The 25,649-nt window shown below is 75.7% G+C and carries 33 protein-coding genes; 21 read left to right on the forward strand and 12 right to left on the reverse strand.

From position 1 onward, the window contains the following. Positions 1–69: 69 nt before the first annotated feature. The 5 genes from nth (at position 70) to ABC795_RS01955 (ending at position 3,920) form a co-directional block, all read left to right on the forward strand. Complete coding sequence (gene nth / locus ABC795_RS01935; protein ID WP_347059155.1) at positions 70–870, forward strand: endonuclease III; 801 nt, start codon at positions 70–72, stop codon at positions 868–870. After that, positions 870–1,445: a TlpA disulfide reductase family protein gene (locus tag ABC795_RS01940; protein WP_347059156.1), complete on the forward strand. Its 576-nt coding sequence runs from the start codon at positions 870–872 to the stop codon at positions 1,443–1,445. Before nth ends, ABC795_RS01940 begins: the two co-directional genes overlap by 1 nt. Continuing rightward, complete coding sequence (locus ABC795_RS01945; RefSeq protein WP_347059157.1) at positions 1,442–2,203, forward strand: CoA pyrophosphatase; 762 nt, start codon at positions 1,442–1,444, stop codon at positions 2,201–2,203. Before ABC795_RS01940 ends, ABC795_RS01945 begins: the two co-directional genes overlap by 4 nt. 17 nt (positions 2,204–2,220) lie before the next feature. Continuing rightward, complete coding sequence (locus ABC795_RS01950; protein WP_347059158.1) at positions 2,221–2,670, forward strand: cupredoxin domain-containing protein; 450 nt, start codon at positions 2,221–2,223, stop codon at positions 2,668–2,670. A gap of 68 nt (positions 2,671–2,738) precedes the next feature. Next, on the forward strand, positions 2,739–3,920 hold the full coding sequence (locus ABC795_RS01955; protein ID WP_347059159.1) for a MarP family serine protease: 1,182 nt from the start codon (positions 2,739–2,741) through the stop codon (positions 3,918–3,920). Positions 3,921–4,009: 89 nt separating this feature from the next. On the opposite strand, the gene ABC795_RS01960 is transcribed toward ABC795_RS01955, so the two are convergent. The 3 genes from ABC795_RS01960 to acs form a co-directional block, all read right to left on the reverse strand. Beyond that, positions 4,010–4,936: an alpha/beta hydrolase gene (locus ABC795_RS01960; protein WP_347059160.1), complete on the reverse strand. Its 927-nt coding sequence runs from the start codon at positions 4,934–4,936 to the stop codon at positions 4,010–4,012. A gap of 5 nt (positions 4,937–4,941) precedes the next feature. Then, on the reverse strand, positions 4,942–5,439 hold the full coding sequence (locus ABC795_RS01965) for a phage holin family protein (protein WP_347059161.1): 498 nt from the start codon (positions 5,437–5,439) through the stop codon (positions 4,942–4,944). A gap of 169 nt (positions 5,440–5,608) precedes the next feature. Further along, entirely contained in the window at positions 5,609–7,564 is a 1,956-nt protein-coding gene (gene acs / locus ABC795_RS01970) for an acetate--CoA ligase (RefSeq protein WP_347059162.1), read from the reverse strand. Positions 7,565–7,697: 133 nt separating this feature from the next. Here acs and ABC795_RS01975 point away from each other — a divergent pair, with 133 nt between their 5' ends. The 4 genes from ABC795_RS01975 (at position 7,698) to ABC795_RS01990 (ending at position 11,072) form a co-directional block, all read left to right on the forward strand. Then, positions 7,698–8,408 (forward strand): (2Fe-2S)-binding protein, encoded by a 711-nt coding sequence (locus ABC795_RS01975; RefSeq protein WP_347059163.1) that lies wholly within the window; start codon positions 7,698–7,700, stop codon positions 8,406–8,408. Positions 8,409–8,487: 79 nt separating this feature from the next. Beyond that, positions 8,488–9,339 (forward strand): 4,5-DOPA dioxygenase extradiol, encoded by an 852-nt coding sequence (gene ygiD, locus ABC795_RS01980; protein WP_347059164.1) that lies wholly within the window; start codon positions 8,488–8,490, stop codon positions 9,337–9,339. A gap of 271 nt (positions 9,340–9,610) precedes the next feature. Continuing rightward, on the forward strand, positions 9,611–10,459 hold the full coding sequence (locus tag ABC795_RS01985) for a hypothetical protein (protein WP_347059165.1): 849 nt from the start codon (positions 9,611–9,613) through the stop codon (positions 10,457–10,459). Continuing rightward, on the forward strand, positions 10,437–11,072 hold the full coding sequence (locus ABC795_RS01990; protein WP_347059166.1) for a class F sortase: 636 nt from the start codon (positions 10,437–10,439) through the stop codon (positions 11,070–11,072). Before ABC795_RS01985 ends, ABC795_RS01990 begins: the two co-directional genes overlap by 23 nt. 3 nt (positions 11,073–11,075) lie before the next feature. Here ABC795_RS01990 and cobA read toward each other — a convergent pair whose 3' ends face one another. Together cobA and cobC are read right to left on the reverse strand one after the other, a co-directional pair. Next, complete coding sequence (gene cobA, locus ABC795_RS01995) at positions 11,076–12,299, reverse strand: uroporphyrinogen-III C-methyltransferase (RefSeq protein ID WP_347059167.1); 1,224 nt, start codon at positions 12,297–12,299, stop codon at positions 11,076–11,078. 11 nt (positions 12,300–12,310) lie between these two features. After that, positions 12,311–13,456, reverse strand: a complete 1,146-nt coding sequence (cobC, locus tag ABC795_RS02000; RefSeq protein ID WP_347059169.1) for an Rv2231c family pyridoxal phosphate-dependent protein CobC — start codon at positions 13,454–13,456, stop codon at positions 12,311–12,313. Positions 13,457–13,636: 180 nt separating this feature from the next. Between cobC and ABC795_RS02005 the strand changes: the two genes are divergently transcribed. The 3 genes from ABC795_RS02005 to ABC795_RS02015 all read left to right on the forward strand — a co-directional run bounded on the left by ABC795_RS02005 (position 13,637) and on the right by ABC795_RS02015 (position 14,610). Next, positions 13,637–14,056: an AbrB family transcriptional regulator gene (locus tag ABC795_RS02005; RefSeq protein ID WP_347059170.1), complete on the forward strand. Its 420-nt coding sequence runs from the start codon at positions 13,637–13,639 to the stop codon at positions 14,054–14,056. Then, the gene (locus tag ABC795_RS02010) at positions 14,023–14,253 is read left to right on the forward strand and encodes an AbrB family transcriptional regulator (protein WP_347059172.1); all 231 of its coding nucleotides are present in this window, start codon (positions 14,023–14,025) and stop codon (positions 14,251–14,253) included. Before ABC795_RS02005 ends, ABC795_RS02010 begins: the two co-directional genes overlap by 34 nt. A 141-nt stretch (positions 14,254–14,394) precedes the next feature. Next, positions 14,395–14,610, forward strand: coding sequence for a hypothetical protein (locus ABC795_RS02015; protein ID WP_347059173.1), 216 nt, complete (start codon positions 14,395–14,397; stop codon positions 14,608–14,610). A gap of 7 nt (positions 14,611–14,617) precedes the next feature. On the opposite strand, the gene ABC795_RS02020 is transcribed toward ABC795_RS02015, so the two are convergent. Further along, positions 14,618–15,109 carry a type II toxin-antitoxin system PemK/MazF family toxin gene (locus ABC795_RS02020; RefSeq protein ID WP_347059174.1) on the reverse strand — a complete coding sequence of 164 codons (492 nt, stop codon included), beginning with the start codon at positions 15,107–15,109 and terminating at the stop codon, positions 14,618–14,620. Between the two features lie 171 nt (positions 15,110–15,280). On the opposite strand from ABC795_RS02020, the gene ABC795_RS02025 reads away from it, so the two are divergent. Then, positions 15,281–15,478: a hypothetical protein gene (locus ABC795_RS02025; protein ID WP_347059176.1), complete on the forward strand. Its 198-nt coding sequence runs from the start codon at positions 15,281–15,283 to the stop codon at positions 15,476–15,478. 7 nt (positions 15,479–15,485) lie between these two features. Here ABC795_RS02025 and ABC795_RS02030 read toward each other — a convergent pair whose 3' ends face one another. Further along, positions 15,486–16,109: an MSMEG_1061 family FMN-dependent PPOX-type flavoprotein gene (locus ABC795_RS02030; protein ID WP_347059178.1), complete on the reverse strand. Its 624-nt coding sequence runs from the start codon at positions 16,107–16,109 to the stop codon at positions 15,486–15,488. A gap of 40 nt (positions 16,110–16,149) precedes the next feature. Here ABC795_RS02030 and ABC795_RS02035 point away from each other — a divergent pair, with 40 nt between their 5' ends. Next, on the forward strand, positions 16,150–16,539 hold the full coding sequence (locus tag ABC795_RS02035) for a thioesterase family protein (protein ID WP_347059179.1): 390 nt from the start codon (positions 16,150–16,152) through the stop codon (positions 16,537–16,539). Here ABC795_RS02035 and ABC795_RS02040 read toward each other — a convergent pair. From ABC795_RS02040 to ABC795_RS02055, 4 genes are all read right to left on the reverse strand, one after another. Then, the gene (locus ABC795_RS02040; protein ID WP_347059180.1) at positions 16,526–18,040 is read right to left on the reverse strand and encodes a cobyric acid synthase; all 1,515 of its coding nucleotides are present in this window, start codon (positions 18,038–18,040) and stop codon (positions 16,526–16,528) included. The two genes, ABC795_RS02035 and ABC795_RS02040, sit on opposite strands and share 14 nt — an antisense overlap. Further along, positions 18,037–18,702 (reverse strand): lysophospholipid acyltransferase family protein, encoded by a 666-nt coding sequence (locus tag ABC795_RS02045; RefSeq protein WP_347059182.1) that lies wholly within the window; start codon positions 18,700–18,702, stop codon positions 18,037–18,039. The genes ABC795_RS02040 and ABC795_RS02045 overlap by 4 nt, the downstream gene beginning before the upstream one ends. A gap of 116 nt (positions 18,703–18,818) precedes the next feature. Continuing rightward, positions 18,819–19,532, reverse strand: a complete 714-nt coding sequence (locus ABC795_RS02050; protein WP_347059183.1) for an ANTAR domain-containing protein — start codon at positions 19,530–19,532, stop codon at positions 18,819–18,821. A 316-nt stretch (positions 19,533–19,848) separates the two neighbouring features. Continuing rightward, the gene (locus tag ABC795_RS02055; protein WP_347059185.1) at positions 19,849–20,865 is read right to left on the reverse strand and encodes a cobalamin biosynthesis protein; all 1,017 of its coding nucleotides are present in this window, start codon (positions 20,863–20,865) and stop codon (positions 19,849–19,851) included. Between the two features lie 66 nt (positions 20,866–20,931). Here ABC795_RS02055 and def point away from each other — a divergent pair, with 66 nt between their 5' ends. The 6 genes from def to ABC795_RS02085 all read left to right on the forward strand — a co-directional run bounded on the left by def (position 20,932) and on the right by ABC795_RS02085 (position 24,173). Then, positions 20,932–21,489 (forward strand): peptide deformylase, encoded by a 558-nt coding sequence (gene def, locus ABC795_RS02060; RefSeq protein WP_347059186.1) that lies wholly within the window; start codon positions 20,932–20,934, stop codon positions 21,487–21,489. Positions 21,490–21,519: 30 nt separating this feature from the next. After that, positions 21,520–21,654 carry an FBP domain-containing protein gene (locus ABC795_RS02065; protein WP_347059188.1) on the forward strand — a complete coding sequence of 45 codons (135 nt, stop codon included), beginning with the start codon at positions 21,520–21,522 and terminating at the stop codon, positions 21,652–21,654. Positions 21,655–21,664: 10 nt separating this feature from the next. Beyond that, positions 21,665–22,843 (forward strand): sugar phosphate nucleotidyltransferase, encoded by a 1,179-nt coding sequence (locus tag ABC795_RS02070; protein WP_347059189.1) that lies wholly within the window; start codon positions 21,665–21,667, stop codon positions 22,841–22,843. A gap of 38 nt (positions 22,844–22,881) precedes the next feature. Beyond that, complete coding sequence (locus ABC795_RS02075) at positions 22,882–23,211, forward strand: tetratricopeptide repeat protein (RefSeq protein WP_347059191.1); 330 nt, start codon at positions 22,882–22,884, stop codon at positions 23,209–23,211. 134 nt (positions 23,212–23,345) lie between these two features. Then, the gene (locus ABC795_RS02080; protein WP_347059192.1) at positions 23,346–23,861 is read left to right on the forward strand and encodes an FKBP-type peptidyl-prolyl cis-trans isomerase; all 516 of its coding nucleotides are present in this window, start codon (positions 23,346–23,348) and stop codon (positions 23,859–23,861) included. Positions 23,862–23,969: 108 nt separating this feature from the next. Then, positions 23,970–24,173 carry a hypothetical protein gene (locus tag ABC795_RS02085; RefSeq protein ID WP_347059194.1) on the forward strand — a complete coding sequence of 68 codons (204 nt, stop codon included), beginning with the start codon at positions 23,970–23,972 and terminating at the stop codon, positions 24,171–24,173. A gap of 37 nt (positions 24,174–24,210) precedes the next feature. Here the strand turns inward: ABC795_RS02085 and ABC795_RS02090 are convergent, their stop codons facing one another. Then, positions 24,211–24,762 carry a histidine phosphatase family protein gene (locus ABC795_RS02090; RefSeq protein WP_347059195.1) on the reverse strand — a complete coding sequence of 184 codons (552 nt, stop codon included), beginning with the start codon at positions 24,760–24,762 and terminating at the stop codon, positions 24,211–24,213. A 65-nt stretch (positions 24,763–24,827) separates the two neighbouring features. On the opposite strand from ABC795_RS02090, the gene ABC795_RS02095 reads away from it, so the two are divergent. After that, positions 24,828–25,616, forward strand: a complete 789-nt coding sequence (locus tag ABC795_RS02095; RefSeq protein WP_347059196.1) for an oxidoreductase — start codon at positions 24,828–24,830, stop codon at positions 25,614–25,616. The last annotated feature ends 33 nt before the right edge of the window (positions 25,617–25,649 follow it).

The raw sequence follows: 25,649 nt of genomic DNA on the forward strand, positions 1-25,649 counted from the left end.
GGGGGAGCGGTCCGCCCCCGATGATGGCACGGCACGAGAGGGTCGGCAGGGCCGCATACCCTCGACCGCGTGTCCGCACCCGCGTCCCCACCGGCCTACGCGCGCCCGACCCGAGCCAGGCGCCCCACCCGCGCGGCGCTGACCGGGGCCTCCCCGTTCGACCCCGGCGAGACGCCGCTCGGGCGCACCCGCCGCGCACGGCGGATGGCCCGCGAGCTGGCGGTCATCCACCCCGACGCGCACTGCGAGCTGGACTTCACGAACGCCTTCGAGCTGCTGGTCGCCACTGTCCTGTCGGCGCAGACCACGGACAAGACGGTCAACAAGGTCACCCCGGCGCTCTTCGCGCGCTACCCCGACGCGGTGGCGCTGGCCGGTGCCGACCGGGAGCAGCTGGAGGCCATCCTCAAGCCGACCGGCTTCTTCCGGGCGAAGGCGACCTCGGTGCTGGGTCTGAGCCAGGCGCTGGTCGAGCGCTTCGACGGCGAGGTCCCGCCCCGGATGGCCGACCTGGTCACCCTGCCGGGGGTCGGCCGGAAGACGGCGAACGTCGTCCTCGGAAACGCCTTCGGCGTCCCGGGGCTGACGGTCGACACCCACTTCGGCCGGCTCGTGCGCCGGTTCGGCTGGACCGAGGAGGACGACCCGGTCAAGGTCGAGGCCGAGATCGCGCAGCTGGTGCCGAAGAAGGAGTGGACCGACTTCAGCCACCGGGTGATCTTCCACGGGCGGCGGGTCTGCCACGCCAAGAAGGCGGCCTGCGGCGCGTGCGGGTTGGCGCAGTGGTGCCCGTCGTTCGGCATCGGGCCGGTCGACCCGGAGCTCGCGCTGAAGCTCGTGAAGACCCCGACGGCCTCGGACACCGAGTGATGCGCCGGGTCGTGCCGGTCCTCGGCCTCGTCTGCGCCGTGCTGCTCGGCGGCTGCTCCTCCGGCGACGACGGCGCCGCCGCGGCGCCGTCCACGACGCCCCCCGCCGCCGCGCTGACCGCCTGCCCCGAGCAGCCCGACAGGCAGGCGGCGGGCACCGAGCGGCTGCCGGCGCTGTCCTTCGACTGCCCCGGTGGCGGCTCCCTCGACCTGGGCCGCGCCCCCGGCGTCCCCATGGTCGTGAACCTGTGGGGGAGCTGGTGCCCGCCCTGCCGCGAGGAGACGCCGATCCTTCAGGATTTTGCCGAGATGGCCGGGAACCAGGTGCGGATGGTCGGCGTCATCAGCAAGGACGGGCTGCCGCAGGCCGCCTCCTTCGCCGAGGACGCGGGCGTCACCTTCCCCAGCGCGTTCGACGGCGAGGGCCGGCTGATGGCGGAGCTCGGGCTCAACGTGCTGCCCTTCACCTACTTCGTCGACGCCGACGGCGCACTGGTGCACACCGAGTCCGGTCCCGTCGGCTCGCTGGACGAGCTGCGCGGCCTCGTCGCCGAGCACCTCGGGGTGCAGCTGTGAGCGCCGGTTCCGACGTGGACGGGCTTCCGGAATACCTCCGGCGGCTGATCGACGCCGCAGCCGACCTACCGCTGCGGCACCGCATGCCGAAGGCCACCGCCACCGCTCGGCGGTCGGCGGTGCTGATCCTCTTCGGCGAGAGCGCAGCGGGGCCCGACGTGCTGCTCATCGAGAAGTCCGCACACCTGCGCAGCCACGCCGGCCAGCCGGCCTTCCCGGGCGGTGGGGTCGATCCCGGGGACGACTACCCCGTCGGGACGGCGCTGCGCGAGGCGCAGGAGGAGGCCGGGATCGACCCGGCGGGCGTGCGGGTGCTCGCGACGCTGCAGGAGCTCTACCTGCCGCCGTCCGACCGGCTGGTCGTGCCGGTGGTGGGCTGGTGGGACGACCCGCGCGACGTCAGCGTCGGGGATCCGCACGAAGTCGCCCGCGTGGCACGGGTACCCCTCGCCGAGCTGGCCGACCCGGACAACCGGTTCCGGCTGCGGCACCCCTCGGGCTACGTCGGACCGGCCTTCGCGGTGGCCGACATGCTGGTGTGGGGATTCACCGCCGGGCTGCTGGAGGCGATCCTCGAGGCAGCCGGTCTGGCCCGGCCGTGGGACGCCACCGACGTGCGTCCGATCCCCGAGGCGATGCTGCGGCCCTACACCCTGCCGGGCTCCGGGGACGACGACGAGGCAGGGGGCGCCGCCGCGCCGGCGGTGGCCGATCCCGCGCCCGACGGCGCTCCGACGCGTACGGTTCGGCCCCGATGAGCAGTAGGAGGACCTCCGTGCCCCCCGCCACTCGCACGCTCCTGGCGGGTCCCCGCGCGAGGGCCGTCGCGGTCGCCGCCGTGCTGGTGCTGCTGGCCGGGTGCGGCGAGGACCCGGCGCCGGCGGCACCCGCCACCGAGGGCCTCGGCGAGGTGGCAGTCGCCGCCGACGGCGTCCAGGAGGTCACCGTCCAGACCCGGGACGACTACGAGTTCTACCCCGACCGGTTCACCGTCGCCCCCGGCCGGGTGCGGCTCACCGTGGTCAACGCGGCCGACGAGATGACCCACAACCTCGAGTACACCGACGAGGAGCTGCCGGCGCCGATCGACGCCGGCGTCCCCTTCCTCGCCCCCGGGCAGGAGGAGACGATCGAGTTCGAGGTGGCGACGCCCGGCGACTACCCGTTCGCCTGCACGTTCCACCTGCAGCTCGGGCAGGTGGGCACGATGACGGTCAGCGGGTGACCGCGGTCACGACCGGCGCCGGAGCGTCGGAGCCGGCGCCCGGCACCTCCCGGTCACGGGGGAACTGAGTGTCCCTCGTCGACCTGGTCCTGATCGTCCTCGCCCTGCTGTTCGCGCTCTCCGGTTTCCGCCAAGGGCTGCTCGTGTCGGCCACCTCGATCCTCGGGTTCCTCGGCGGTGCCGTGCTCGGCGCGCAGCTGGCGGGGCCGGTGGGGGACCGCATCGAGGGCTCCAGCGTGACGCGCGTCTTCGCCGCGCTGGTCGTGGTGCTCGCGGGGGCGCTGCTGGGCCAGATCCTGGCCGGGGCGGTGGGCCGGGCCGTGCGCGCCCGGGTGACCTGGGAGCCGGCCAAGATGGTCGACTCCGTCACCGGCGCGGTGGTGTCGGCGGCGTCGGTGCTGCTGGTCGCGTGGATGGTCGCCTCACCGCTGGCGAGCTCGCCGTTCCCGCAGGTGGCCAGCCAGGTCCGGCAGTCGGCGCTGGTGCAGGCCGTCGACCAGGCGGTGCCCGACGGCGTCCGCACCGTCTACGAGAACCTGCGCGAGGCCATCGACCGGCGGGGGCTGCCCGACGTCCTCGACCCGCTCACCCCGACCGATGCGCGCGCGGTCCCGGCGCCGGACCCGGCGCTGCAGAACAGCAAGGTCGTCGCCTCCGTCGAGGGATCGGTCGTGAAGATCCGAGGAGTCGCGCCCTCCTGCTCCCGGCAGATCGACGGGTCCGGGTTCGTCTACGCACCCGAGCGGGTCATGACCAACGCCCACGTGCTGGCCGGCGTCACCGATCCGGTCGTCCTCGCGGAGGGGAAGGAGTACGACGCCGTTCCCGTCCTCGTCGACGAGGAGGTCGACGTGGCGGTGCTCGCGGTGCCGGGCCTGCCGCAGGTGCCGCTGCGCTTCACGGAGCAGCCGGCCGACTCGGGCGACGACGCGATCATCATGGGCTACCCCGGCGGCGGCCCCCTCTACGTCGGCGCGGCCCGCGTCCGGAGCCGCGGCGAGATCAGCGGCCCGGACTTCCGCAACACCCGGACCGTCGTCCGCGACGTCTACGCGCTCTACGGGCAGGTGCGGGCCGGCAACTCCGGTGGTCCGCTGTTCGCGCCGGACGGCAGCGTCCTGGGGGTCGTCTTCGCCTCGGCGATCGACGACCCGGAGACCGGCTACGCGCTCACCGGCCCGCAGGTCGCGGAGGCGGCGGCGCAGGGCAGCCGGGCCGGGGCCGAGGTCGGCACCGGCTCCTGCGAGTGATCCCGGTGTATCCGCGAAGCGCATTCATCGAGGTCGGCCGAAGGCCCGGCTGGAGCGCCTGAGAGTCCGGCGCCAGCCGGTCCAGCCCCTCACCGGAGGTGCGAGATGATGGCCCGGCTGACCTCGTCCGGGGCCTCCTCCTGGGGGAAGTGGCCCACCCCGGGCAGCTCACGCCACTCGTAGGCGCCGGCGACGTACCGGCCGGAGCCGCGCGCGGTCTCCGGCAGGACGTACGGGTCCAGCGCGCCGTGCAGCTGCAGGGTCGGCGCGGTGATCGGGGCGGCCATCCGGCGCGCGTAGCGCAGGCCGTCGGGCCGTATCTGCGACCGCCCCGCCCAGCGGTAGTACTCCATCGCGCCGTAGGCGGCCTGCGGGATGCGCGCCGCCGAGCGGTACCGGTCCACGGCGGCGGCGAAGTCGGTGGTGCGGGCCCACTCCGGCCCGGCCCAGCGCTGCATCAGGTCGGCCACCGGGTCGTCGTCGAGGCGGGTCAGCCGTCGCTCGGGCAGGCGCGGCACCTGGAAGCCGAGGGCGTGCCGCAGTGCCCGGCGTTGCCGGCGGTCGGTCATGCCGGCCCGTAGCAGCCGGGGGTGGGCCATCGAGACGACGACGAGGCGGTGCACCACGCGGGGGTGCAGGGCGGCCATCGTCCAGCCGAGCAGACCGCCCCAGTCGTGGCCGACCACTGCCGCGTGGCGCTCACCGAGCGCCCGCACCAGGGCCGCGACGTCGGCGGAGAGGGTGGGCAGGTCGTACCCGCGGGGCGGCTTGTCGCTGGCGCCGTAGCCGCGCAGGTCCGGCGCCACCGCGCGGAAGCCCGCGTCGGCCAGGGCGGTCAGCTGCGCACGCCAGGTCCACCAGAACTGCGGAAAGCCGTGCAGCAGCAGGACCAGCGGCCCCTCGCCGGCCTCCGCCGCGTGCAGGCGCACGCCGTTGGCGGAGATGTCGCGGTGGGTCCACGGCCCGGGGAGCAGGACGCTCGTGGCGTCGGGACGGCCGTCCGGGGGGACGGTCATCGGCCTCAGACCCGATAGGGCTCGTTGCGGCGCTCGACCTTGCCGCCACGGACGACCGGAACCTCGCGGTGCCGGGCCCCGGGGACCTGCCGGTGCATCACGTCGGGCAGCTCGCGCAGCGACTCGATCGTCCGCTCGGGCTTCTCGATCTTGTTCATCATCTTCTTGCCGATGAGCGCCGCGATGCCGGCGAGCGCGATCAGCAGCCCGAAGACGATCAGGTAGGAGATCCACCGGGCCAGACCGAGCCAGGTGACGAACTCGGCCAGCGCGATGAAGAAGAAGATGCCGGCGAAGGCGGCGAAGAGGCCGGCCGCGGCGAAGGAGGCGGCGCCGACGCCGCCCTTCTTCGCCGACGCGCCGATCTCCGCCTTGGCGAGCTCGATCTCGTTGCGCACCAGCGTGGAGACGTCGGCCATCGCGCTCTGCACGAGCGTGCCGATGGAGGGCTCGACGGCCGGGCTGGCCCCGTCGGTGCGGGTCGACGACACACTGTGGGCCACGGGTGGCTCCTCCTTCGGTCCTGCGTTCGGGGGTGCCCGGCGCGTACGGCGGCTGCACTCCTGGTCACCGGAATCGTGCCCCACGAACGCTCGGCGCGCGCTCGGAGTCCCCCGGACGGGACCGCGCAGCGCACTCGCGGCCCCGTCCGGGGCGCCGATCCGGGGGCTCCTACTCGGCCGGTGCGGCGGGCAGCTTGTCCTTGATCATGTTCATCACCGAGGAGTCGGTGAGCGTGGTGACGTCGCCCAGCTCGCGGTTCTCGGCGATGTCGCGCAGCAGCCGGCGCATGATCTTCCCGGACCGGGTCTTGGGCAGCTCCTGCACCACCATGATCTGGCGCGGCTTGGCGATCGGCCCGATGTCGCGGGCGACGTGGGTGCGCAGGGTCTGCACGATCTCGTCGCCGGAGGCCTCCTCCTCGCTCACGCTGCCGCGCAGGATGACGAAGGCCACGATGCCCTGGCCGGTGGTCGGGTCGCTGGCGCCGACGACGGCGGCCTCGGCGACCGTCGGGTGGCCGACCAGCGACGACTCGACCTCCGTGGTGGAGATGCGGTGGCCGGACACGTTCATGACGTCGTCCACCCGGCCGAGCAGCCAGATGTTGCCCTGGGCGTCCTTCTTCGCGCCGTCGCCGGCGAAGTAGACGGCGTTCCCGAAGCGGGACCAGTAGGTGTCGACGTAGCGGTCGTCGTCACCCCAGATGGTGCGCAGCATCGACGGCCACGGCTCGGTGAGCACCAGCAGCCCGGTGGAGTCGTCGGTGAGCTCGTTGCCCTCGTCGTCGACGACCTTGGCGGAGATGCCGGGGAAGGGGTGCTGGGCGGAGCCCGGGGTCAGGTTCGTGACGCCGGGCAGCGGCGTGAGCATGTGCGCCCCGGTCTCGGTCTGCCACCAGGTGTCCATGATCGGGCAGCGGCCACCGCCGATGTGCTTGTGGTACCAGAGCCACGCCTCGGGGTTGATCGGCTCGCCGACCGAGCCGAGCAGCCGCAGCGAGGAGAGGTCGAACCCGGCCGGGACGTCCTCGCCCCACTTCATGAACGTGCGGATGACCGTGGGCGCGGTGTAGAGGATCGTCACGCCGTACTTCTGGATCAGCTCGAACCAGCGGCCGCGGTGCGGGGTCTCCGGGGTGCCCTCGTACATGACCGAGGTGGCGCGGTTGGCCAGCGGCCCGTAGACGATGTAGCTGTGGCCGGTGACCCAGCCGACGTCGGCAGCGGTCCAGAAGACGTCGGTGTCCGGCTTGAGGTCGAAGGTCGCCCAGTGGGTGTAGGCGACCTGGGTGAGGTAGCCGCCGCTGGTGTGCAGGATGCCCTTCGGCTTCGCCGTCGTGCCCGACGTGTACATGATGTAGAGCGGGTGCTCGGCGTCGAAGAACTCGCACTCGTGCTGGGCGGACTGTCGGCCCACGGTGTCGTGCCACCACAGGTCGCGGTCGTCGTTCCAGTCGACGTCCTGCTCGGTGCGCTTGACGACCAGCACGTGCCGCACGCCCTCGGTGCGGGCCACCGCCTCGTCGACGGCGGGCTTGAGCGCGCTGGGCGCCCCGCGGCGGTATCCGCCGTCGGCGGTGATGACCACCTGCGCGTCGGCGTCGGTGATCCGGCTGGCCAGCGCATCGGCCGAGAAGCCGCCGAAGACCACCATGTGCACCGCGCCGATGCGGGCGCAGGCCAGCATCGAGATGATCGCCTCGGGGATCATCGGCAGGTAGATGGCCACCCGGTCGCCGGCCCGGACGCCGAGCTCGGTGAGCGCGTTGGCGCACCTGCACACCTCGTCCTTGAGCTGGGCGTAGGTGATCGTGCGGGCGTCGCCCGGCTCGCCCTCCCAGTGGTAGGCCACCTGCTCGCCGTGACCGGCCTCGACGTGCCGGTCGATGCAGTTGTAGGCGACGTTGAGCCGGCCGCCGACGAACCACTTGGCGAACGGCGGGTTGCTCCAGTCGAGCACCTCGTCCCAGCGCTGCGCCCAGGTCAGTCGCTCGGCGGCCGAGGCCCAGAACGCCAGCCGGTCGCGGGCGGCCTCCTCGTACACCTCGGGGCCGACGTTGGCCTGCGCGGCCAGGGCCTCGGGCGGCGGGAAGGTCCGGCCGTCCAGCTGGGGCGTCTCACTCATGGGTCCTCCCGAGGTCCGGCGTCGCCTGGGACTGCGACGGTGCAGCGTGGTGCAGCACACACCGTATGGCTCGGGCGGCCCGGCGTCTTCCCCGTGCACCGTGGTGGTCCCGGCGCTGCGGCAGACTGGCCGGGTGAGGGCGGCGCAGGCGGAGGTGGCGGCGCGCATCCCGGGCGCCGGCGCCCTCGGTCTCGTACCCCCGCCCGGCGCCGTGGCGGTGCCGGCGGAGCAGCTCGCCGACCCGGTCCGGCTGGGTGAGCTGCTGGCCGCCCGGGCCGCCCGGCAGCGGGCCGGTGACCTCCGGGTGCACGCCACGGTGTGGTGGTACTCGACGTCCGCGGTGCTCCTGGCGCCGGTCCTGGCGGGCCTGGCCGTGGGACGGCCCCTGTCGGCCCGTCCGGCCGACACGACCGCGTACCTCGGCCCCGGCGGCCTGCCGGTGGCGGCGGTGTCGGCGGCGTTGGGCCCGGACCCCGCGGCCGGGGTGCGGGAGTGCCTGACGGCGGTCGTCCCCGCGCTCGCACAGGCGGGCCGGATGCGGCAGCGACCGCTGTGGGGTATCGCGACGGACTCGCTGGCCAACGGCCTGCTGACCCTCGGCCGGGCGCTGGGTGACGTCCCGGCGGTCACCGCGCTGGCCGCCCCGCTGGCCGCCGCCGTCGGGTTCCCGCTACCGCTGCCCCGCTACGTCGACGTCGACGGCACGCGGTTCACCGCCCGGGTCTCCTGCTGCCTGGTGGACCGGCTGCCGCACGGCCCGACGTGCCTGTCCTGCCCGCGCCGACCCCCCGGGGACCGCCGGGTGCTGCTCGAGGACGCCGCGACCCGGATGCCGCGGGCGTGAGCGGGACGGGGCGCCCCTCGCCGCGCGGCGGCGCACGGGAGATGATCGACGGACCCGGCGACGAAGGGGGAGCTCAGCGATGCCCGTGATGCCTGCCGCGTTCCTCGGCCACGGCAACCCGATGAACGCGCTCGAGAGCAACCGGTACACCGAGGCCTGGCGGGCCTTCGGCCGGTCGGTGCCCCGGCCCCGGGCGATCCTCGTCGTCTCGGCGCACTGGTACGTGCAGGCGACGGCGATCACCGCGATGCCCCGGCCGCGCACCATCCACGACTTCTTCGGGTTCCCCCGGGAGCTCTTCGACGTCCGCTACGAACCGCCGGGGCTGCCCGAGCTGTACGAGGAGGTGGCCGACATCGTGCACCCCACGTGGGTGGGGGCCGACCACGACAGCTGGGGCATCGACCACGGCGCCTGGTCGGTGCTCGCGCACGCGTTCCCCGATGCCGACATCCCGGTCGTCCAGCTGTCCATCAACGCGCTCAAGTCCTTCGACTACCACCTGCAGCTGGGCGCGGCCCTGGCCCCGTTGCGCGAGGACGGCGTGCTGGTGATCGGCAGCGGGAACGTGGTGCACAACCTCGGCGGGGTGAGCCGGGCGCTGCCCGACGCGGGGTTCGACTGGGCGCAGCGGTTCGACGAGGCGGCCAAGGAGTGCATGCTCACCGACCCGACCGACGTCGGCCGGCTCGACGGGCACCGCGACTTCGACCTCGCCGTCCCGACGCCGGACCACTTCCTGCCGCTCCTCTACGTCGCCGGCATCGCGGGGGCGACCGGCGCCCCCGTCGACGTGCTCGTCGACGGCTACGCCTACGGCTCGCTGTCGATGACGGCCTACACCGTCGGCATGGACGCCCCGGAGCTGTCGGGCTCCGGCGTCGCCGCGGCCCTGCCGGAGGGACCTCCGCCGGACGGCGCGAACATCTGACGGAGGGGGCTCCTCGCCCCCGCCCTCCGCATGGTCCGGGCGGGGCTCTGCGAGGAGCCGGGCCGGCACGTTCCAGGCGGCTGTGCCAGCACCTCGGCGGGCGCCGCCGGCCGGTGCGGCGGTGGATACGTGTGCATGTCAGGTATCAGTGACCGCGTGATGACGGGTGGTCAGGACACTCGGGCGGCGCAGGGACGTGCGTGACCGGTCCACCGGGTCGTCGTTGCGTCGATCAGTGATGCCACGCCCGTCCCGTCGCCGGAGGTCCGCCATGTCGTCGCAGTTCCCCTCCCGCTCCCGGAGGCCGCGCGGCCGCCGGGCGCTGGCCGCCTCCGGCATGGCCGCGGCGCTCGTGGTCGTCCCCGGCCTCGCGCAGGCGGAGGAGCCGGCCGCGCCCCAGCCGCTGGCCGACCTGCTCGGCGGCGCGACCGGCGGGGGGCAGGCTCGCGGAGGGGGGAGCGGCGGCGAGGTCGGTGGGGGCGCCGGTCCGTTCCCCGGCGTGCCGGCCGGTGACGACGGAACGGCGGACCCGGGGACGGGCACGGACGTGCCCCTGGAGCTGCCCGCCGAGTTCGAGTCGGCGCTGCAGCAGCTCGCGGCCGCGCTGCAGCTGCCGCAGGACTGCGTGGACGGCGTCACGCGGAGCCTCGAGCTCGTCGTCGGCGGCCTGGCCGAGCTCCCCGCCGAGCTCGAGGAGCTGGCCGGGCAGCTGCAGGGTGCACTGGAGGCCCCGTCGGGGGGAGGCGGCCTGGACGGTCTCCTCGGCCTCGGTGAGCAGCTGCAGGGTGTGCTCGACCCGGCCACGCTCGAGGAATCCTCGATCGTCGAGGGGCTGACGCTGCTGGCCGAGACGTTCCCGACCTGCGTGCCCGCGCTTCCCGCGGCGGAGCCCCCCACGCACACCCCGGAGCCGCCGGACGTCCCGGCGGCGGCGTCCCCGGCCCCGCCGGAGCCGGTGGCGCACCCGGTCGTCTACCCCGGCTACGCGCCGACGGGCGCCGAGGACGACGGCACCGACCTGCTGCCGGCCGCCCTCGGGAGCGCGCTGGCGCTCGCCGGCACCGGTGCCGGTGCGGCCGCGTACCGGAGGCAGTGGCGTGCGGCCGATCCGCGGCGCTGACCGGCGCGCCGCCGGCGCCTTCGTCGTCGTCCTGGCGGCCGGCCTCGCGCTGATCTGGGTCGTGGCCGCACGCCCGGATCCGGGCGGGGCGGCACCCGCGCCCGCCGTCTCGGAGATGGCCGCCACGGGGCCGATCGTCCCGGCCGGCCTGGTGATCCCCGCGATCGACGTGGACACCGTCGTCGAGTCGCGCGGCACGGTGACGTACGAGAACCCGTTCACCGGGCAGACCGTCAAGGGCTACGGCGTGCCGGAGTCGATGGCGACGACGTCGTGGTGGTCGGACGGGCCGCACCCGGGCTCCGGGCGCATGGCGGTCGTCCTCGGTCACCAGCAGGAGGGCGGACCGGCGGTGTTCAACCGGCTGCACGAACTGCGCTCCGGCGACGAGGTGCTGCTGCGCGACGGCGCAGGGGCGCAGGTGGCGCTCACGGTCCTGGGCGATCCGCTCACGGGCCTGGACAAGTCGACCAGTGCGCTGGCCGATGTCCTCAACGGGCACCCGGAGGGCGCCGCCGTCGCGCTGGTCACCTGCGGTGGCGAGTTCGACGAGGACGCCGGCACCAGCACCGACAACACCGTCGTCTTCGCCGCCCTGGCCCCCGCCGGTTGACCGTCAGCCGCCGGCGGTGAGGCCGACCACCTCGCCCACGACCCAGACCGCCGGGGGACGGACGCCCTCTGCCGCGATGGTCCGCGGCAGCTCGGCCAGCGTCGTGCGGACGGTGCGCTGGGTGGCCGTGGAGCCGTCGCTGACCACGGCCACCGGCGTGCCCGGGTCCCGGCCGTGCGCGACGAGCGCCGCGGCGATCGCCGGCGCGGTGTCGACGCCCATGAGCACGACCAGGGTGCCGCGCAGCCGGCCGAGGGCCGCCCAGTCGACCAGGGACTGCGGGTGCTCCGGTGGCAGGTGGCCGGAGACGACGACGAACTCGTGGGTCAGCCCGCGGTGGGTGACGGGGATGCCGGCGAGCGCGGGCACCGCGACGGCGCTGGTGATGCCGGGGACGACCTCGACCGGGATGCCCGCTGCGGTGCAGGCCTGCAGCTCCTCGAAGCCGCGGCCGAAGACGAACGGGTCGCCGCCCTTGAGCCGGACGACCCGTCGTCCGGCGCGGGCGTGGTCGACGAGGAGCTGGTTGATCCGCTCCTGGGCCATCGACCGGCCGCGCGGCAGCTTCGAGGCGTCGATGACCTCCACCTCGGGGGGCAGCGAGGCGAGCAGCGACTGGGGGCCGAGGTGGTCGGCGACGACCACGTCCGCGTGCGCCAGCGCCTGCCGTCCGCGGACCGTGATCAACCCGGGATCGCCCGGGCCACCGCCGACGAGGACGACGCTGCCCCCGGGGGCGGGGCGGGCCACCCGGTCGCCGACGCTGCCGTCGGTCAGCCCGGCGACGATCGCGTCGCGCACGCCGACGGCCCGCTGGGGGTCGCCACCGCCGTGCACCCCGATCACCAGGTCGCCCTGCCGCCCGATGGCCGGGGTCCAGACGCTGGACGCCGCCCGGTCGTCGGCCCGCGCGCAGAAGACGTGCGCCCGCTCGGCGTCCTCGGCCACCGCCGCGTTGACGGCGGGGTCGTCGGTCGCCGCGACGGCGTACCAGGCGCCGTCGAGGTCACCGGGCCGGTAGGTCCGCCGGTGCCACGTCGCGGCGCCCGCGGCGGCCAGCGACTCCAGCGCCGGGGTCACCTCCGGGCTCACCACGGTGACGCGGGCCCGCGCCTCGAGCAGCCCGGCGACGCGCCGGTGGGCGACCCGGCCGCCGCCCACCACCACGACCAGCCGGTCGCGCAGGCGCAGCCCGACCGGGTAGACCGTGCCCGACTCGGGGGGCACCGGGGTGGCGTTCAGCGGATCTCCTCGGGGATGCCGGGGGCGGGAACCGGTGCGGAGCCGGGCGCGTGCGTCCCCGACAGGATCCCAGCGAGGGTTCCGGCGAACGCACGCGAGGTCCGCGGATCCCGCACGGCGACCCGCAGGTGGTCGGTGGACAGGCCCGGAAAGGAGTCGCCGCGGCGCACCGCCCAGCCGGCGTCCCGCAGCGCGGCGCGCACCCGCGCGCCGTCGGGGAGGCGGAGCAGGACGAACGACGAGCGGGGCTCGCCGAGCACCGCCGCGCCCGCGGGGAGGGCGGCCAGGAGCGCCGCCCGGTGCCCGGTCAGCGCGACGGCGGCCTCGTGCGCCTCGGCGCGGGCGGCCGGGGTGCTGCACGCCACGAGCGCGGCGAGGGCGGGCGTGCTGACCGGCCACGGCGGCTGCTGCTCGGCCATCGCCGCGACGAGCTCCCGCGGGCCGAGGGCGTAGCCCACCCGCAGCCCGGCCAGCCCCCACGTCTTGGTCAGGCTGCGGACGACGAGCACCCCCGGCAGGTCGCTCCGGCCGGCGAGGGACTCGGGCTCACCGGGCACGGTGTCGGCGAACGCCTCGTCGACCAGGACCACCCGGCCCGGCCGGGCCAGGGCGGCCACCGCGGCGGCCGGGTGCAGCACCGACGTCGGGTTGGTCGGATTGCCCAGGACGACGAGGTCGGCGCCGTCGGGAACGGCCGCGGCGTCGAGCCGGTAGCCGTCCGCGGGGTCCAGGAGCAGCCGGGTCACCGGGTGCCCGGCGGCCCGCAGGGCGGCCTCGGGCTCGGTGAAGGACGGGTGCACGACGACGGCTCGGCGCGGCCGCAGCGCGCGGGCGAGCAGCACGAACGCCTCGGCGGCGCCGGCTGTCAGGAGCACCTCGGCCGGGTCGCGCCCGTGCGCTGCGGCGACCGCGGACCGGGCGGGGGAGAGGTCGGGGTAGCCGGCGCTCCGGTCCACCGCGTCGCGCAGCACCTGCCGCAGCCAGGCCGGTGGCGCGCCGGCCCGCACGTTGACGGCGAGGTCGATCAGGCCGGGGGCCAGCTCGGCGTCCCCGTGGTGCCGCAGGTCGGTCACATCTCCTCTTCGCAGTCGGCGCTGGTGGAGCCATTCGACCACGGCCGTGTAACAGGGGCGTGGCGTCACTCGACGACGTGGAGACGGGGGTTGCTCCTCCGGCTGGAAGCCACGAGGCGGACGCCGGAACCCAGCCGGCCGCGCTGCGCGCCGCCCGGGCGGCGCTCGTCGGAGGGGATGACTCCGCGCGGAGCGCCCGGCGCCCCGGCAGAGTGATCGCCGACGGGCGGAGTGCAGAGCGGGGGTGGGGTGCGGAGCAGGCGCGGGGCGAGGCTGCTCGACGCGGCGTTCGTGGTCGCCGCGGCCGCCGGGCTGGGGCTGCTGCTCGGCCTCGCCGGGCTGCCCTCGCCGGCGCTCTTCGGCGGCCTGGTGGTGGGCCTGGTCCGGGCACTGGGCGTGCGGTCCCCGGCGCGCGTGCCCGAACCCGCCGCCACGGCCGCGCAGGCGGTCATCGGGGTGGCCCTGGGCGCGCTGGTCGACGTCGGCACGCTGCGGGCGGTGGTGGCGAACTGGCTGCCGGTCGTGCTGGTCCCCGTGGCGACCCTGCTGCTCAGCCTCCTGGCCGGGGTGCGCTCCGCGTGCACCGGGGCATCAGCCCGGCCCTGCCGCTCGCGCTGGCGATCACGCTGGCCCTGGTGCTCGCCTGCGCCGGCCTCGGCGGGCTGCTGACCGCGGTCACCGGGGTGACGGCGCTCGACGGCTACCTGGCCACCACGCCGGGCGGGCTGTACGCGGTGCTGGCCACCGCGCGCGACGCCGGTGCCGACATCACCTTCGTCCTGTCGGTCCAGGTGCTGCGGCTGTTCGTCATGCTCTTCAGCGCACCGCTGGTCGCCCGCTGGCTCCGGCGGTCGCCCTCCGGTTGAGCCGTCGCGGGTGACGGCGCCGCGGCCGGCTCTGACGGGCAGCCGGTCCGCGCCTACCCTCGTGGGTCGGCGCACGAGGGGGAGGAGACCCAGCTGTCCGAGCAGAACCGAGCCGCTGCGGAGGCCGGCACCGACGACTCGGTGCTGCTGTTCGTCGGCGGCCCCCTGGACGGGAGGGTCGAGATCCGGGAGGCCCGGCACGGTGACCCGCTCCCGACGGTGACCCACGTCCACCTGCACGGCGGGCCCAAGGTCGTGCACCGCTACGACCTGGAGCCGCTCAGCGAGGGCGTGGGCGTCTACAACCTGCGCCCGCAGGCGCGCCGGCCGGCGCGGGACGAGTCGGCCGCGGACTGACCGGGGCTCACCAGCCCTGCACGCGGCGCGCCTCGCCGACCACGCGGTCGAACCGGACGCGGTCCAGCGCCGCACCCTCCCGGCGGACCCTCGCCGGGTCCAGCACCAGCAACCGGTCCAGCCGCACCTCGCTGGGGCGCCCCCGCGGATCCCAGGCGCCCGTGCCCACGTCGGTCCACCGCCGCCCGTGGCGGGCCTCGTCGGCGGCGTCCCGGTCGTGGTCCTGGCTGCTCAGCATCAGGCCCAGCAGCTCGTTCCCGCGGCGGCCGATGACCAGCACCGGGCGGTCCTTGCCCCGGCCGTCGTCCTCCTCGAACGGCACCCACGCCCAGACCACCTCGCCGGGGTCGGGGCGGCCGTCGTCGTGCGGCCGGTAGCTGACGTCGGGCGCGGGCGGAGTGCGGCCGACGGGGTGGGCGGAGGAGGCCCGTCGCAGCGCGCCGAGCACGCGGCCGACCGCGCGCACCGCCGTCCGGACCAGGTGCGGAGGAGCTGCCATGGGCAGACCGTACGGACGGCCGGGCGGAGGAGGCGCAGCACGAAACGGCCACCGGGTGTCACATGTGACACTTCGGCACCAATTGGTCACCGTCGGGGTTGGCGGCGCCGAGAGGGGGCACCATGCACGGGCGGGGTGCGAGGTCACGGGCCCCGGGAGAAAGGGGTGCTCATGACTTCGGCCGAGCCGGCCCGTCCCGCCATCCCGCGGGCGCGAGAGGTCCAGGCGAGCGTTCTCGCCGCCTTCCAGCTGGTGGAGGACGCACGGTACTTCGGCTCCGGCCGCAGGCGCCGGCGGCTGCGCGTGCGGGCCCTCGCCGAGCGGGCGGTGGCCGACCGCAAGCTCGCGCGGGACCTGCGCGCCGGCTGAGGGTCTCCTAGAGCTCCTCGGCCAGCTCCCCCCGGATGGTGGCGTCGTCCGGCAGGTCGTGCTCCAGAGCGCAGTGGTCCCGGAGCACCCGGCCGAACGACGTCAGCGCCGTGGGGTCCACCCGCCGCGCCGGGTCCCACAGGCCCGAGCGCATGACCGACTTCGGGCACTGGAAGTACGCCCGCCGCACCTCCAGGACGAGCACCGACAGCGGTGCCCGGCCGAACTCGGTGAGGTCCACCGGCAGCTCCTCCGGCGCGACCAGCGTCGCGGTGCCGTACACCCGCAGGGTCTGCTCGACGCCGGGCACCAGGAACATCAGGGCGGCGCGCGGGTTGACGGTCACGTTCCGCAGGCTGTCCACCCGGTTGTTGCCCGGCCGGTCGGGCAGCAGGAGCCGGCGCTCGTCGAGGACGTGGACGAAGCCCGGGTCGCCCCCACGCGGGGAGACGTCCGGCCAGCCCTCGGCGTCGGCGGTGGACAGCGTCGCGAAGGGGGCGTGCGCGATGAACTCCCGGCAGTGGGCGTCCAGGTGGTCGATCACCTTGTCCAGCACCAGGCCGCCCGGCGTCCGGTACCCGGCGAGCACCGGGTCGTCGGTGGACAGCGGAGGCAGCGGGGCGTTGGGCACGCGACGACGGTAGACGGTCGCCCGGTTAGCGTGGCGCCTCGTGACGCAGGTGTGGAGCTCCCCGGTCCGATACGTCGAGTCTGACCAGCAGGGCGTCGTCTTCAACGCCCACTACCTGACGTGGGCCGACGAGGCGTCCAACGGGTGGTGGGCCGCTCAGGGGCTGACGTGGGACGAGCTGGTCACCCGCGGTGTGGACCCGGTGGTCAAGGCCAGCTCGCTGGAGTGGACGTCGTCCGCCCGCTGGGGCGACACCGTCACCGTGGACGCCGAGACGGAGAAGGTCGGCCGCACCAGCGCGACGGTGCGTTTCACCGTGCGCGTGGGCGACCGGGTCTGCTGCGTCGTCCGCACCACCTACGTCTCCGTCGCCGACGGCCGCGCCACCCCCTGGCCGGAGGACGTGCGGGCGCGGCTCACCGAGGGCTGAAGCCCGCGCCCGGCGGCAGGAGCGGCAGCCCCGGGGGCGGCCCTGACTCGATCAGCCGCCACAGCGCGTCGGTGTCGGCGTGCTCGGCGATCAGGTCACCGAGGCGGTCGAGCCGGGCCTCGCGGACGGCCGCGAAGTCGGTGTCGGGCGCCGGCACGAACCGGCGGTCGGTGATCCGGGCGACCTCGGCGAGGAAGGCCCGGCGAAAGCCGTCGTTCTCCAGCGCGCCGTGCCAGGTGGTCCCGAAGACGGCGCCGGCCCGGGCGCCGTCGAGGAACGGCTCGGCGGACGGGGCGGCGCCGAGGTCCACGGTGACGACCCCGTGGTGGATCTCGTAGCCGTGCACCGGCTCACCCAGCGCCGAGCCCACCGGGCGGCCCAGGGTCTTGGCCCGGGCGAACCGGACGTCGGAGGGCAGCAGCCCCAGCCCGGGCACGGTCCCCGCCCGGGACTCCACCTCGTCGGTGATCGTCCGGGCCAGCATCTGGTGCCCGCCGCAGATGCCCAGCACCGGCGTGCCGCCGGCGGCGCGGCGCAGCACGGCGTCGGCCAGGCCGGTGCTGCGCAGCCACGCCAGATCCCCGACCGTCGCGCGGGTACCGGGCAGCACGACCAGGTCGGCGTCGGCGAGCTCCTCCGGGCGGGTCGCGTACCGCACGAGCACGCCGGGCTCGGCGGCCAGCGCGTCGAGGTCGGTGAAGTTCGACAGCCGCGGCAGACGGACGACCGAGACGCGCAGGACGTCGTCCCCCAGCGGCGCCGTGCCGGCCGTCGCGGCCGGCACGTTCAGCGAGTCCTCGACGTCCAGCTCGAGGCCGCCGAGCCAGGGCAGGACCCCGAGCAGCGGCCGCCCGGTGAGCGCGGCCAGCTGGTCGAGCCCCGGACGCAGCAGCCGCACGTCCCCGCGGAACTTGTTGACCAGGAACCCGGCGACCAGCCGCTGGTCCTCGGGGGGCATGAGCGCCACCGTCCCGTGGAGGGCGGCGAAGACCCCGCCCCGGTCGATGTCCCCGACGACGACCACCGGCAGACCGGCGGCGGTGGCCAGGCCCATGTTGGCGATGTCGTCTGCCCGCAGGTTGATCTCGGTGGGCGAGCCCGCGCCCTCGCACACGACGACGTCGAACCGCGACCGCAGGTCGGCCAGGCTGCTGAGCACCTGCTCGAGCAGCGCCGCCTTCATCGGCCGGTAGGACAGCGCGGTCACGTCGGCGACGGGGCGGCCGAGCACCACGACCTGGCTGGAGTTCTCGCCACCCGGCTTGAGCAGCACCGGGTTCATGGCCGCCTCCGGCTCGACCTGCGCGGCGGCCGCCTGCATCACCTGCGCCCGGCCGATCTCGGCGCCGTCGGGGGTGACCATCGAGTTGTTGCTCATGTTCTGCGCCTTGAACGGCGCCACCGACACGCCCTGGCGCGCCAGCCACCGGCAGATACCGGCGGTGACCACCGACTTGCCGGCGTCCGAGGTGGTGCCGGCGACGAGCAACGCCCCGTTCACGCGGCGTCGCGGGGGACGTCCCAGCCGGCCGTCTCCTGACCGGACAGCTCCGCGATCGCCACCATGATCCGGTCGGTCACCTCGCGGCGGGCGCGGTTGCGGTTCGCCTGCCCCGCCAGCTCCGGGAAGGTCAGCGGCTCGCCGAAGGTGATCGCGATGCGGTGGGGGCGGGGCCAGCGGGCGCCCACCGGCTGCACCTTGTCGGTGCCGCGCACCGCGACCGGGACGACGGGGCAGTCGGCGGTCAGCGCCAGCCAGGCGACCCCGGTCTTGCCGCGGGCCAGCCGGCCGTCCTTGGACCGGGTGCCCTCCGGGTAGAGGCCGAAGGCGGTGCCGCCCCGGAGGATTCCCAGCGCGGTGTCCAGAGCCGCCTGCGCGGCCCGGTGGGTCTCCCGCTCGACCGGATGCGCACCCAGCGCGGTGAACAGCGTCCGGGTGAGCCACCCGCCGAACCCCCGACCGGTGAAGTACTCGGCCTTCGCCAGGTAGGCCACCCGGCGGGGGGCGGCCAGCGGGATCACGATGCTGTCGATGAAGGACAGGTGGTTGCTGGCGAGGATGACCGGGCGGTCCAGCGGCACGTTCTCGCGCCCGGTGATGTGCGGCCGGCACAGGACGTGGAACAGCGGTCGCAGCACGAACGTGGCCAGGACGTAGAACATCGGGGCTCCCCTCGGCGGCTCCGCGCCGCGGCTGCGGACACCACGGGCCGATCCGGATCCTGCCGGAACCCGTCCGGCGGCCGGGCGGCGGCTCCGGCGGCGGCCGGGGCGGGTGGCTAGGCCGGCGGGCAGGCGTCCCGCAGGATGGCGCCGACGTCGTCTGGCAGCCCGCCGTGCCCCGCCGCCGAGCCGGTGAGCACCTGGGCGACCTCGCGCACCTTGCGGTGGGTGTGGCTGGAGATGTGGGCCAGCAGGTCGAACGCGACCTGCTCCGGGCAGCCGGTGAGCACCATGAGGATGCCCTTGGCCTGCTCGATGACCGCCCGGCTGGCCATGGCGGTGCGCAGCTGCGCGATCTCGGCACGCAGCTCGTCGGCCCTCTGCGGAGCACGGGCCGGCGGGCGGCAGTCGGTGATGTCCACGCAGATGCCCTCGACCGCGCGCACGTCGCCGGCGTCGTCCCGGTCGGGCTCGCCCACCAGCACGACCGACCGCTGGGCACGCATCGAGTGGACGATCCGGCACTCGAGCACGAACGGGCGTCCCGATCCGCAGGCGGTGAGGGCGGCGAGGAACCGGCTCCCGTCGTCGGGGTGCTGGGCACCGAGCAGCGCCTCGGTGCAGGGAGTGGTCACGCCGGCGTCCAGACCGAGCACCTCGTGCATCTCCGGCGACCACCACCAGCTGCCGGCCTGCCGGTCGTAGCGGTACCGGCCCGCCGCGGCCGCCGGGGCAGCGGTGTGCCGGGTGATGGTGCGGGACGACTCAGGCCCTCGGCCGTGCGTCGTGCGGGAGGCCGCGGATCGGGCCCGGGGGAGCGCGGGTGACACCGTCTGCCGACCTCCTCGGTGGAAGGCGCTCCGGTACCCGGCAGGCTCCGGCCGCCGGCTGATCGACACCCGGTGCTCCGGCCCCGCGGGGCCGGCCCTTCCGACTCCCGGACCGTACGTCTCCGTCGGTGTGGTCGCAGCGCCACGCCGGGTGGTCGGGAACCAGGTCTGCTGGGCGGCCCGCCGGCCCGGGGTGTCGCGACCCCGTGTGGCCGGGGCTCGACGCTCGGACGACGGTGCGCGGCTGCGCCGGGACGGCGGGGCCGGTCCGCTCACTCCGGCTCCGGCTCCGCGAGCAGGCCCACCGCGGCCGAGCTCATCTCCGGGTCGATCCGGCCGGCCTCCCGGTGAGTCCGCAGCCGCGGGGAGTGCTGCACCGGCGCCGTGCCCGCCAGGGGCGTCGCGCGAGCGTGGCCGCGATCGCCGCCGACGTCCACACCGCGCGGGAGAGCGACACGGCCCGCGGCACGTCCCCGGTCGCCGGAGGCCGGCCGTCGCCCAGCGTCGGCCGGTCCTCCACCCGGCTGCCGTAGACGTTGCGGCCGCCCAGCCGCAGGCCGAGCGCCCCGGCGAGCGAGGCCTCGCACCGCCCGGAGTTCGGGCTCGGGTGGGCGGCGCCGTCCCGGTGCCACACCCGCCAGGCCCCACCGGCGGAGCCGCTCACCAGGGGTGCGCACGCCACGGTCAGGGCGGCGGTCAGCCGGGCGGGCACCCAGTTGGCGACGTCGTCGGCGCGGGCCGAGGCCCAGCCGAAGCGGCGGTACCGGGGGGAGCGGTGGCCCACCATCGCGTCCAGGGTGTTAACCGCCCGGTAGCCGAGCAGCCCGGGCAGGCCGGCGACGGCCCCCCAGAACAGCGGGGCGACAGCGGCGTCGGAGGTGTTCTCGGCCACCGACTCGACGGTCGCTCGGGCCAGGCCGGGTTCGTCCAGCGCGCTGGGGTCCCGCCCGGCCAGGCTCGGCAGGGTGGCCCGCGCTGCGGCGAGGTCCCCGGCGGCCAGCGCGTCGTGCATCCGTCCGGCCGCGCGGCCCAGCGATGTGCCCCCCAGCACCGCCCAGGTCGCGGCCGCGGTGACCGCGGTACGCAGCACCGGGCGCCGCCGGGTGGCGCGGTCGGCGGCCACCCCGACGGTGGTCACGCCGGCGACCAGCACGGCCCAGTGGACCGCCCCCGCGGCGCGGGAATCGCGCCAGGTGCGGCGCTCCAGCGCGGCGGCGACGGTTCCGAACCCGGCCACGGGGTGCCCGCGCCGGGGATCGGCCAGGGCGTGGTCGGCCAGCGCGCCCAGGGCCAGGCCGAGCGTGGTCGCGGGGTCGGGGGCGGGGCGCGGCACGGCGCCATGGTGCCAAGCCCCCGGAACCTCTCGCCGGGCGGGACGGCGTCCCTAGGATCGGTCGTCATGCGCCTGTTCGGCCGTTACGACGGCGTCGCCCGGCCGATCGTCACCTACGGCAGCAACCCGGTCCTGCACCGGCGCTGCGCGGAGGTGACCACCTTCGACGACGCGCTGCGGCGGCTGGTCCTCGACATGTTCGCCAGCATGGAGGCCGCCGACGGCGTCGGGCTGGCCGCCAACCAGATCGGGGTGGACGCCCGGGTCTTCGTCATCGACTGCCCGGACGCCGACGGCGAGGACGTCGTCGGCTACGTCGTGAACCCGTCGCTCACCCTGCTCCCGCCGGCCGGGGACGATCCCGCGGAGGAGGTCACCGAGGAGGGCTGCCTCTCGGTGCCCGGGCCGTACGCCGAGCTGCCGCGGGCCTTCCGGGCCCGGGTCGACGGCGTCGACCTGCACGGCGATCCGGTGACCATCGAGGCGACCGGGATGGCCGCCCGCTGCCTGCAGCACGAGGTCGACCACCTGGACGGGACGGTGTACGTCGACCTGCTGCCCCAGGAGCACCGCGAGCGGCTGCTCGCCGAGGCCGCGGGGCCGGGTGGCGAGCTGCCCGCCTGAGGGGCCGGCTCCCCGGCGCCGGACGACCGGGTGAGCGCGGCGGCGTGTCCGCTGTCCACGGCCCGGCGCACCGGCGAGGCCGGCCGCAACGGCATCACCGTGGGCACCCACGTCTGCGCCGACCGGCGGTGCTCGGAGTGGGTGCGGAGGCCCGCGCCTGGGTAGCGACGGGTGCATGGCGCTCCCGCGGATCCTCGTCCTCGTCCTCGCCGGTGGCGCCGGAGGCCGCCTCGAACTGCTCACCGAGCAGCGGGCGAAGCCGGCCGTCCCGTTCGCGGGGGTCTACCGGCTCATCGACTTCCCGCTGAGCAACTGCCAGAACTCGCAGATCCCCGACGTCTGGGTCTCCATCCAGTTCCACCCCACGTCGCTGCACGACCACCTGTCCAACGGCCGGCCGTGGGACCTGGACCGGACGACGGGCGGGCTGCTCACCCTGCCCCCGTACAAGGGCACCGAGCGCGGCGGCTGGAACACCGGCACCGCCGACTCGCTGTGGCGGCACGCGGAGCTGATCCGCGCCTTCGACGCCGACGCGCTGGTCGTCGTCAGCGCGGACGCGGTCTACAAGCTCGACTACCGGGAGGTCGTCGAGGCGCATCTCGGCTCCGGCGCGGAGGTCACGATGGTGACCACCGAGGTCGCGGCCGACGACGCGTCGCGCTACGGCATCGTCGAGGTGGGGGAGGGTGGTAAGGTCGACGGCTACGCCTACAAGCCGGACGAGCCGGCGACGACGACCGCCACCAACGAGGTCTTCGTGTTCTCCCCGACCCCCACGCTGGACCGGCTGGAGGCGCTCAACGCCGACGTCGGGGAGGAGGGGCTGGAGGACCTCGGCTCCCACCTGCTGCCGGCGCAGACGGCCGACGGCCTCGCCCGCGCCTTTCCCCTGCAGGGCTACTGGCGCGACGTCGGCACCATCCCGGCCTACTGGGAGGCCCACCGCGAGTTCATCGCCGCCGAGCCGCCGCTGGACCTCGACGCCCCGCGGTGGCCGGTGCACACCCGCGGTGGACGGCACAGCGCCGCCCGGGTGCTCGGCGGAGCCGTCGTCGAGGACAGCCTGATCTCCGGCGGCACCCGCGTCGGCGGCGAGGTGCGCGGTTCCGTGGTCTCGCCGGGCGTCGTGATCGAGCAGGGGGCCACCGTCGTCGACTCGGTGCTGCTGCCGGGCGTCCGGGTGCGCGCGGGCGCGACCGTGACCCGGGCGGTGCTCGACGACCGGGTCGTCATCGGGAGCGGGGCATCGGTCGGCGGGGACGGCGACATCACCCTGGTCGGCCGCGCGGCGCAGGTGGCCGACGGCACCCAGCTGTCCGCGGGCGCCCGCTGGCCCGAGCCGGAGAGGTGAGCGGGAAGCGTCGCCGTACCGGGAGCGTTGGCGGCGGCATGACCCAGCCGAACGAGCGCGACCTGCACTCGGAGTTCCTCCGGGCGGACCTCTTCCTCACCGTGGGTCAGCCCGCCGAGGCCGCACGCATCCTGCAGCCGGTCGTCGACGCCGAGCCGCGCAACGAGGGGGCCCTGGAGCTGCTGGCCCGCGCCTACTACGGCTCGGCGCAGCTCGGTGCCGCCGAGGAGTCGCTGAGCCGGCTGGTCGAGCTGGCGCCCAGCAACGGCTGGGCCCGCCGGGCCCTGGCCCGCACGCTCGAGCGGCAGAGCCGGGTGGGCGAGGCCGCTGCCCACCACCGGATGGCCGACGCCCTCGGCGCCGCCTGACGGTCTCGCCCCGGGCGGGCGGGGCGGTTCTGGGACGATGGGCCGGAGTGGCCGTCGCGCCCTCCGCATCCGCACGGGCGGCGCTGCCGCCGTCCCGGTCCCGATCCGAGCCGCCGGCTCGTCCAGGAGTCCTCATGACCCGCCGCACCGTTTCCCGGGCGCTGCTCGCCCTGATCGTCTCCGTCGTCCTGACCGCCTGCGGCGGCGAGGACGGGGCGGGGTCGGCCTCCGGCGGGGCGGGGACGGCGGTGGCGGAGGCGGTCTCGACCGATCTCTCGGTCGCCCCCGAGGTGCCCGCGTCCGACGCCGAGGCGCCGACCGAGCTCGTGGTCGAGGACGTCGTCGTCGGTGACGGCGCCGAGGCCGTCGACGGCACCACCGTCGCGGTGAAGTACGTCGGCGCGTTCTACGAGACCGGTGAGGAGTTCGACTCCTCCTGGAGCCGCGGGGCCGACGAGACGCTGCCGGTCACGCTCGGGGCGGGCCAGGTCATCCCCGGCTTCGAGCAGGGCATCACCGGCATGCAGGTCGGCGGACGCCGGGTGATCACCATCCCCAGCGAGCTGGGCTACGGCGCCCAGGCCCGCGGGCCCATCCCGGCCGACTCCACGCTGGTCTTCGTGGTCGACCTGGTCGAGGTCACCGGCTGACTGGCAGAGCGCTGGCGTCCACGTGCGCAGCGTGACGCCACGCCGCGGCACGCCGAGCCGGAGCGCCGTCGCCGCGTCGGCGGAGACACCCGTGGGCACCCGCTTCCCATGAGCATTCTCGGAAAGCTGATGGGCACGGCGCAGAGCGCGACCCGGGGTGCGGCCCGCGGGGGACGGGGCGCCGCCCGCCCGGGGCGCGGCATGGGCCGCGCCACCACGCGCGGCGGCATGGGCACGGGGCGCGGACGCGCTCCCGCTGGCTCCGGTGGTGGCATCGGACGCATGGTGCAGGGCTTCCTGCGGCGTCGCTGAGCGCCGACGACGACCCGGCCGCACGGCCGGGTCGTCCTCACTCGCAGATCTCGAGCCGGGTCACCGAGCCGTTGTGCGGGGTGATCGCGGGCATCGCGTCCGGTCCGAGCCCGGCCGCCACGGCCTGGGCGGCACGGATCGTGTCCCCGTGCGTCACGAGCGCGACCACGTCGGCCGGCGGCTCGGCGCACAGCTGGGTCAGGTACGCCGCCACCCGGGCGTGCAGCTCCGCCAAGCTCTCGCCGTCCTCGGCCGACCAGTGCGCGTCGGACCAGTCGACGACGTCCCACAGCTCGTGGGAAGCCCGACCCTCCAGCACCCCGTAGCCCTGCTCGCGCAGGGCGGGAGTCGTGCTGAACGGCAGCCCCGTGGCCCGGGCGCAGTGCTCGGCGGTCTGCACCGCGCGGAGCAGGTCGCTGGAGAGCAGGGCGCCCGGTCGCAGCCGGGCCAGCTCCGCCCCCGCCGCCTCGGCCTGCGTGTGCCCCAGCGGCGTCAGCGGCACGTGCGCCGTCTGACCCTGCATGAGCCCGGCGGCGTTCCACTCGCTCTGCCCGTGCCGCACGAGCAGGAGGGTGATGGGGGAGGCCATGGCAAGGAGGCAGCGTAGGGCAGGGGTCTGCGAGAGGTGACGGCCCGCCTCGTACCGTCGTGGGTGTGACCATCCCCGTCCGCCCCGGTGCCGCGCGCCCCACCGCCCGTCCGGGCACCCCCGACCCGCTGGCCCCCCTGCTCGACCTCCCGGGTGTGCGGGCAGCCGCGGACGCCGCCCGCGCGGGCATCGACCGGCTGCTGGGCCACCGCGTGCTGCGCCGGGAGTCGGCGGGCGTGAGCACCGAGTCGGCCCTGCGCGGTGCGCGTGCCTCGGCCGCGCTGGCCGGCGTGGACGTGCCGCTGGCGGAGCTGCGGGCCGGCTCGGTCGGCGACCCGGTGGTGCAGGGGTCGCTGCGCGTCTCCGCGGCGCTGGGCTCGATGGTCGAGACCTGGCCGAAGGCGCCCGGGCAGGTGCTCGCCCGGCTGCACGTGCTGGCCGCTGCCGACCTCGCCGACCGGGCCGACCTCGGTCGTCCGGCACCCCACGCGGGGGCCCGGCTCTCCGGCCTGTTCTCCGTCGTCACGGGCGCCACGACCGTGCCCGCCGTCGTCGTCGCCGGGCTGGTGCACGGCGAGCTGGCCGCGCTGGCCCCGTTCGGCACCGCCGATGGCGTCGTCGCCCGGGGCGCGGCCCGGCTGACCGGGATCGCCCGCGGGCTCGACCCCAAGGCCGTGTCCGTGCCGGAGGTCGGGTTCGCCGAGCTGGGCCGGGAGGCCTACGGCGAGGCGCTGGCCGGCTACGCCTCCGGCCGGCCCGAAGGCGTCGCCGCCTGGCTGGTGCACTGCTGCCGGGCCACCGAGCACGGCGCGCTCGAGGGGCTGGCCATCTGCGAGAGCCTGCTCCGGGGCTGAGCAGGGCGCCGCGCGCGCCGGAACGGGAGACTC

This window comes from Blastococcus sp. HT6-30 (assembly GCF_039729015.1).
Classification (GTDB): domain Bacteria; phylum Actinomycetota; class Actinomycetes; order Mycobacteriales; family Geodermatophilaceae; genus Blastococcus.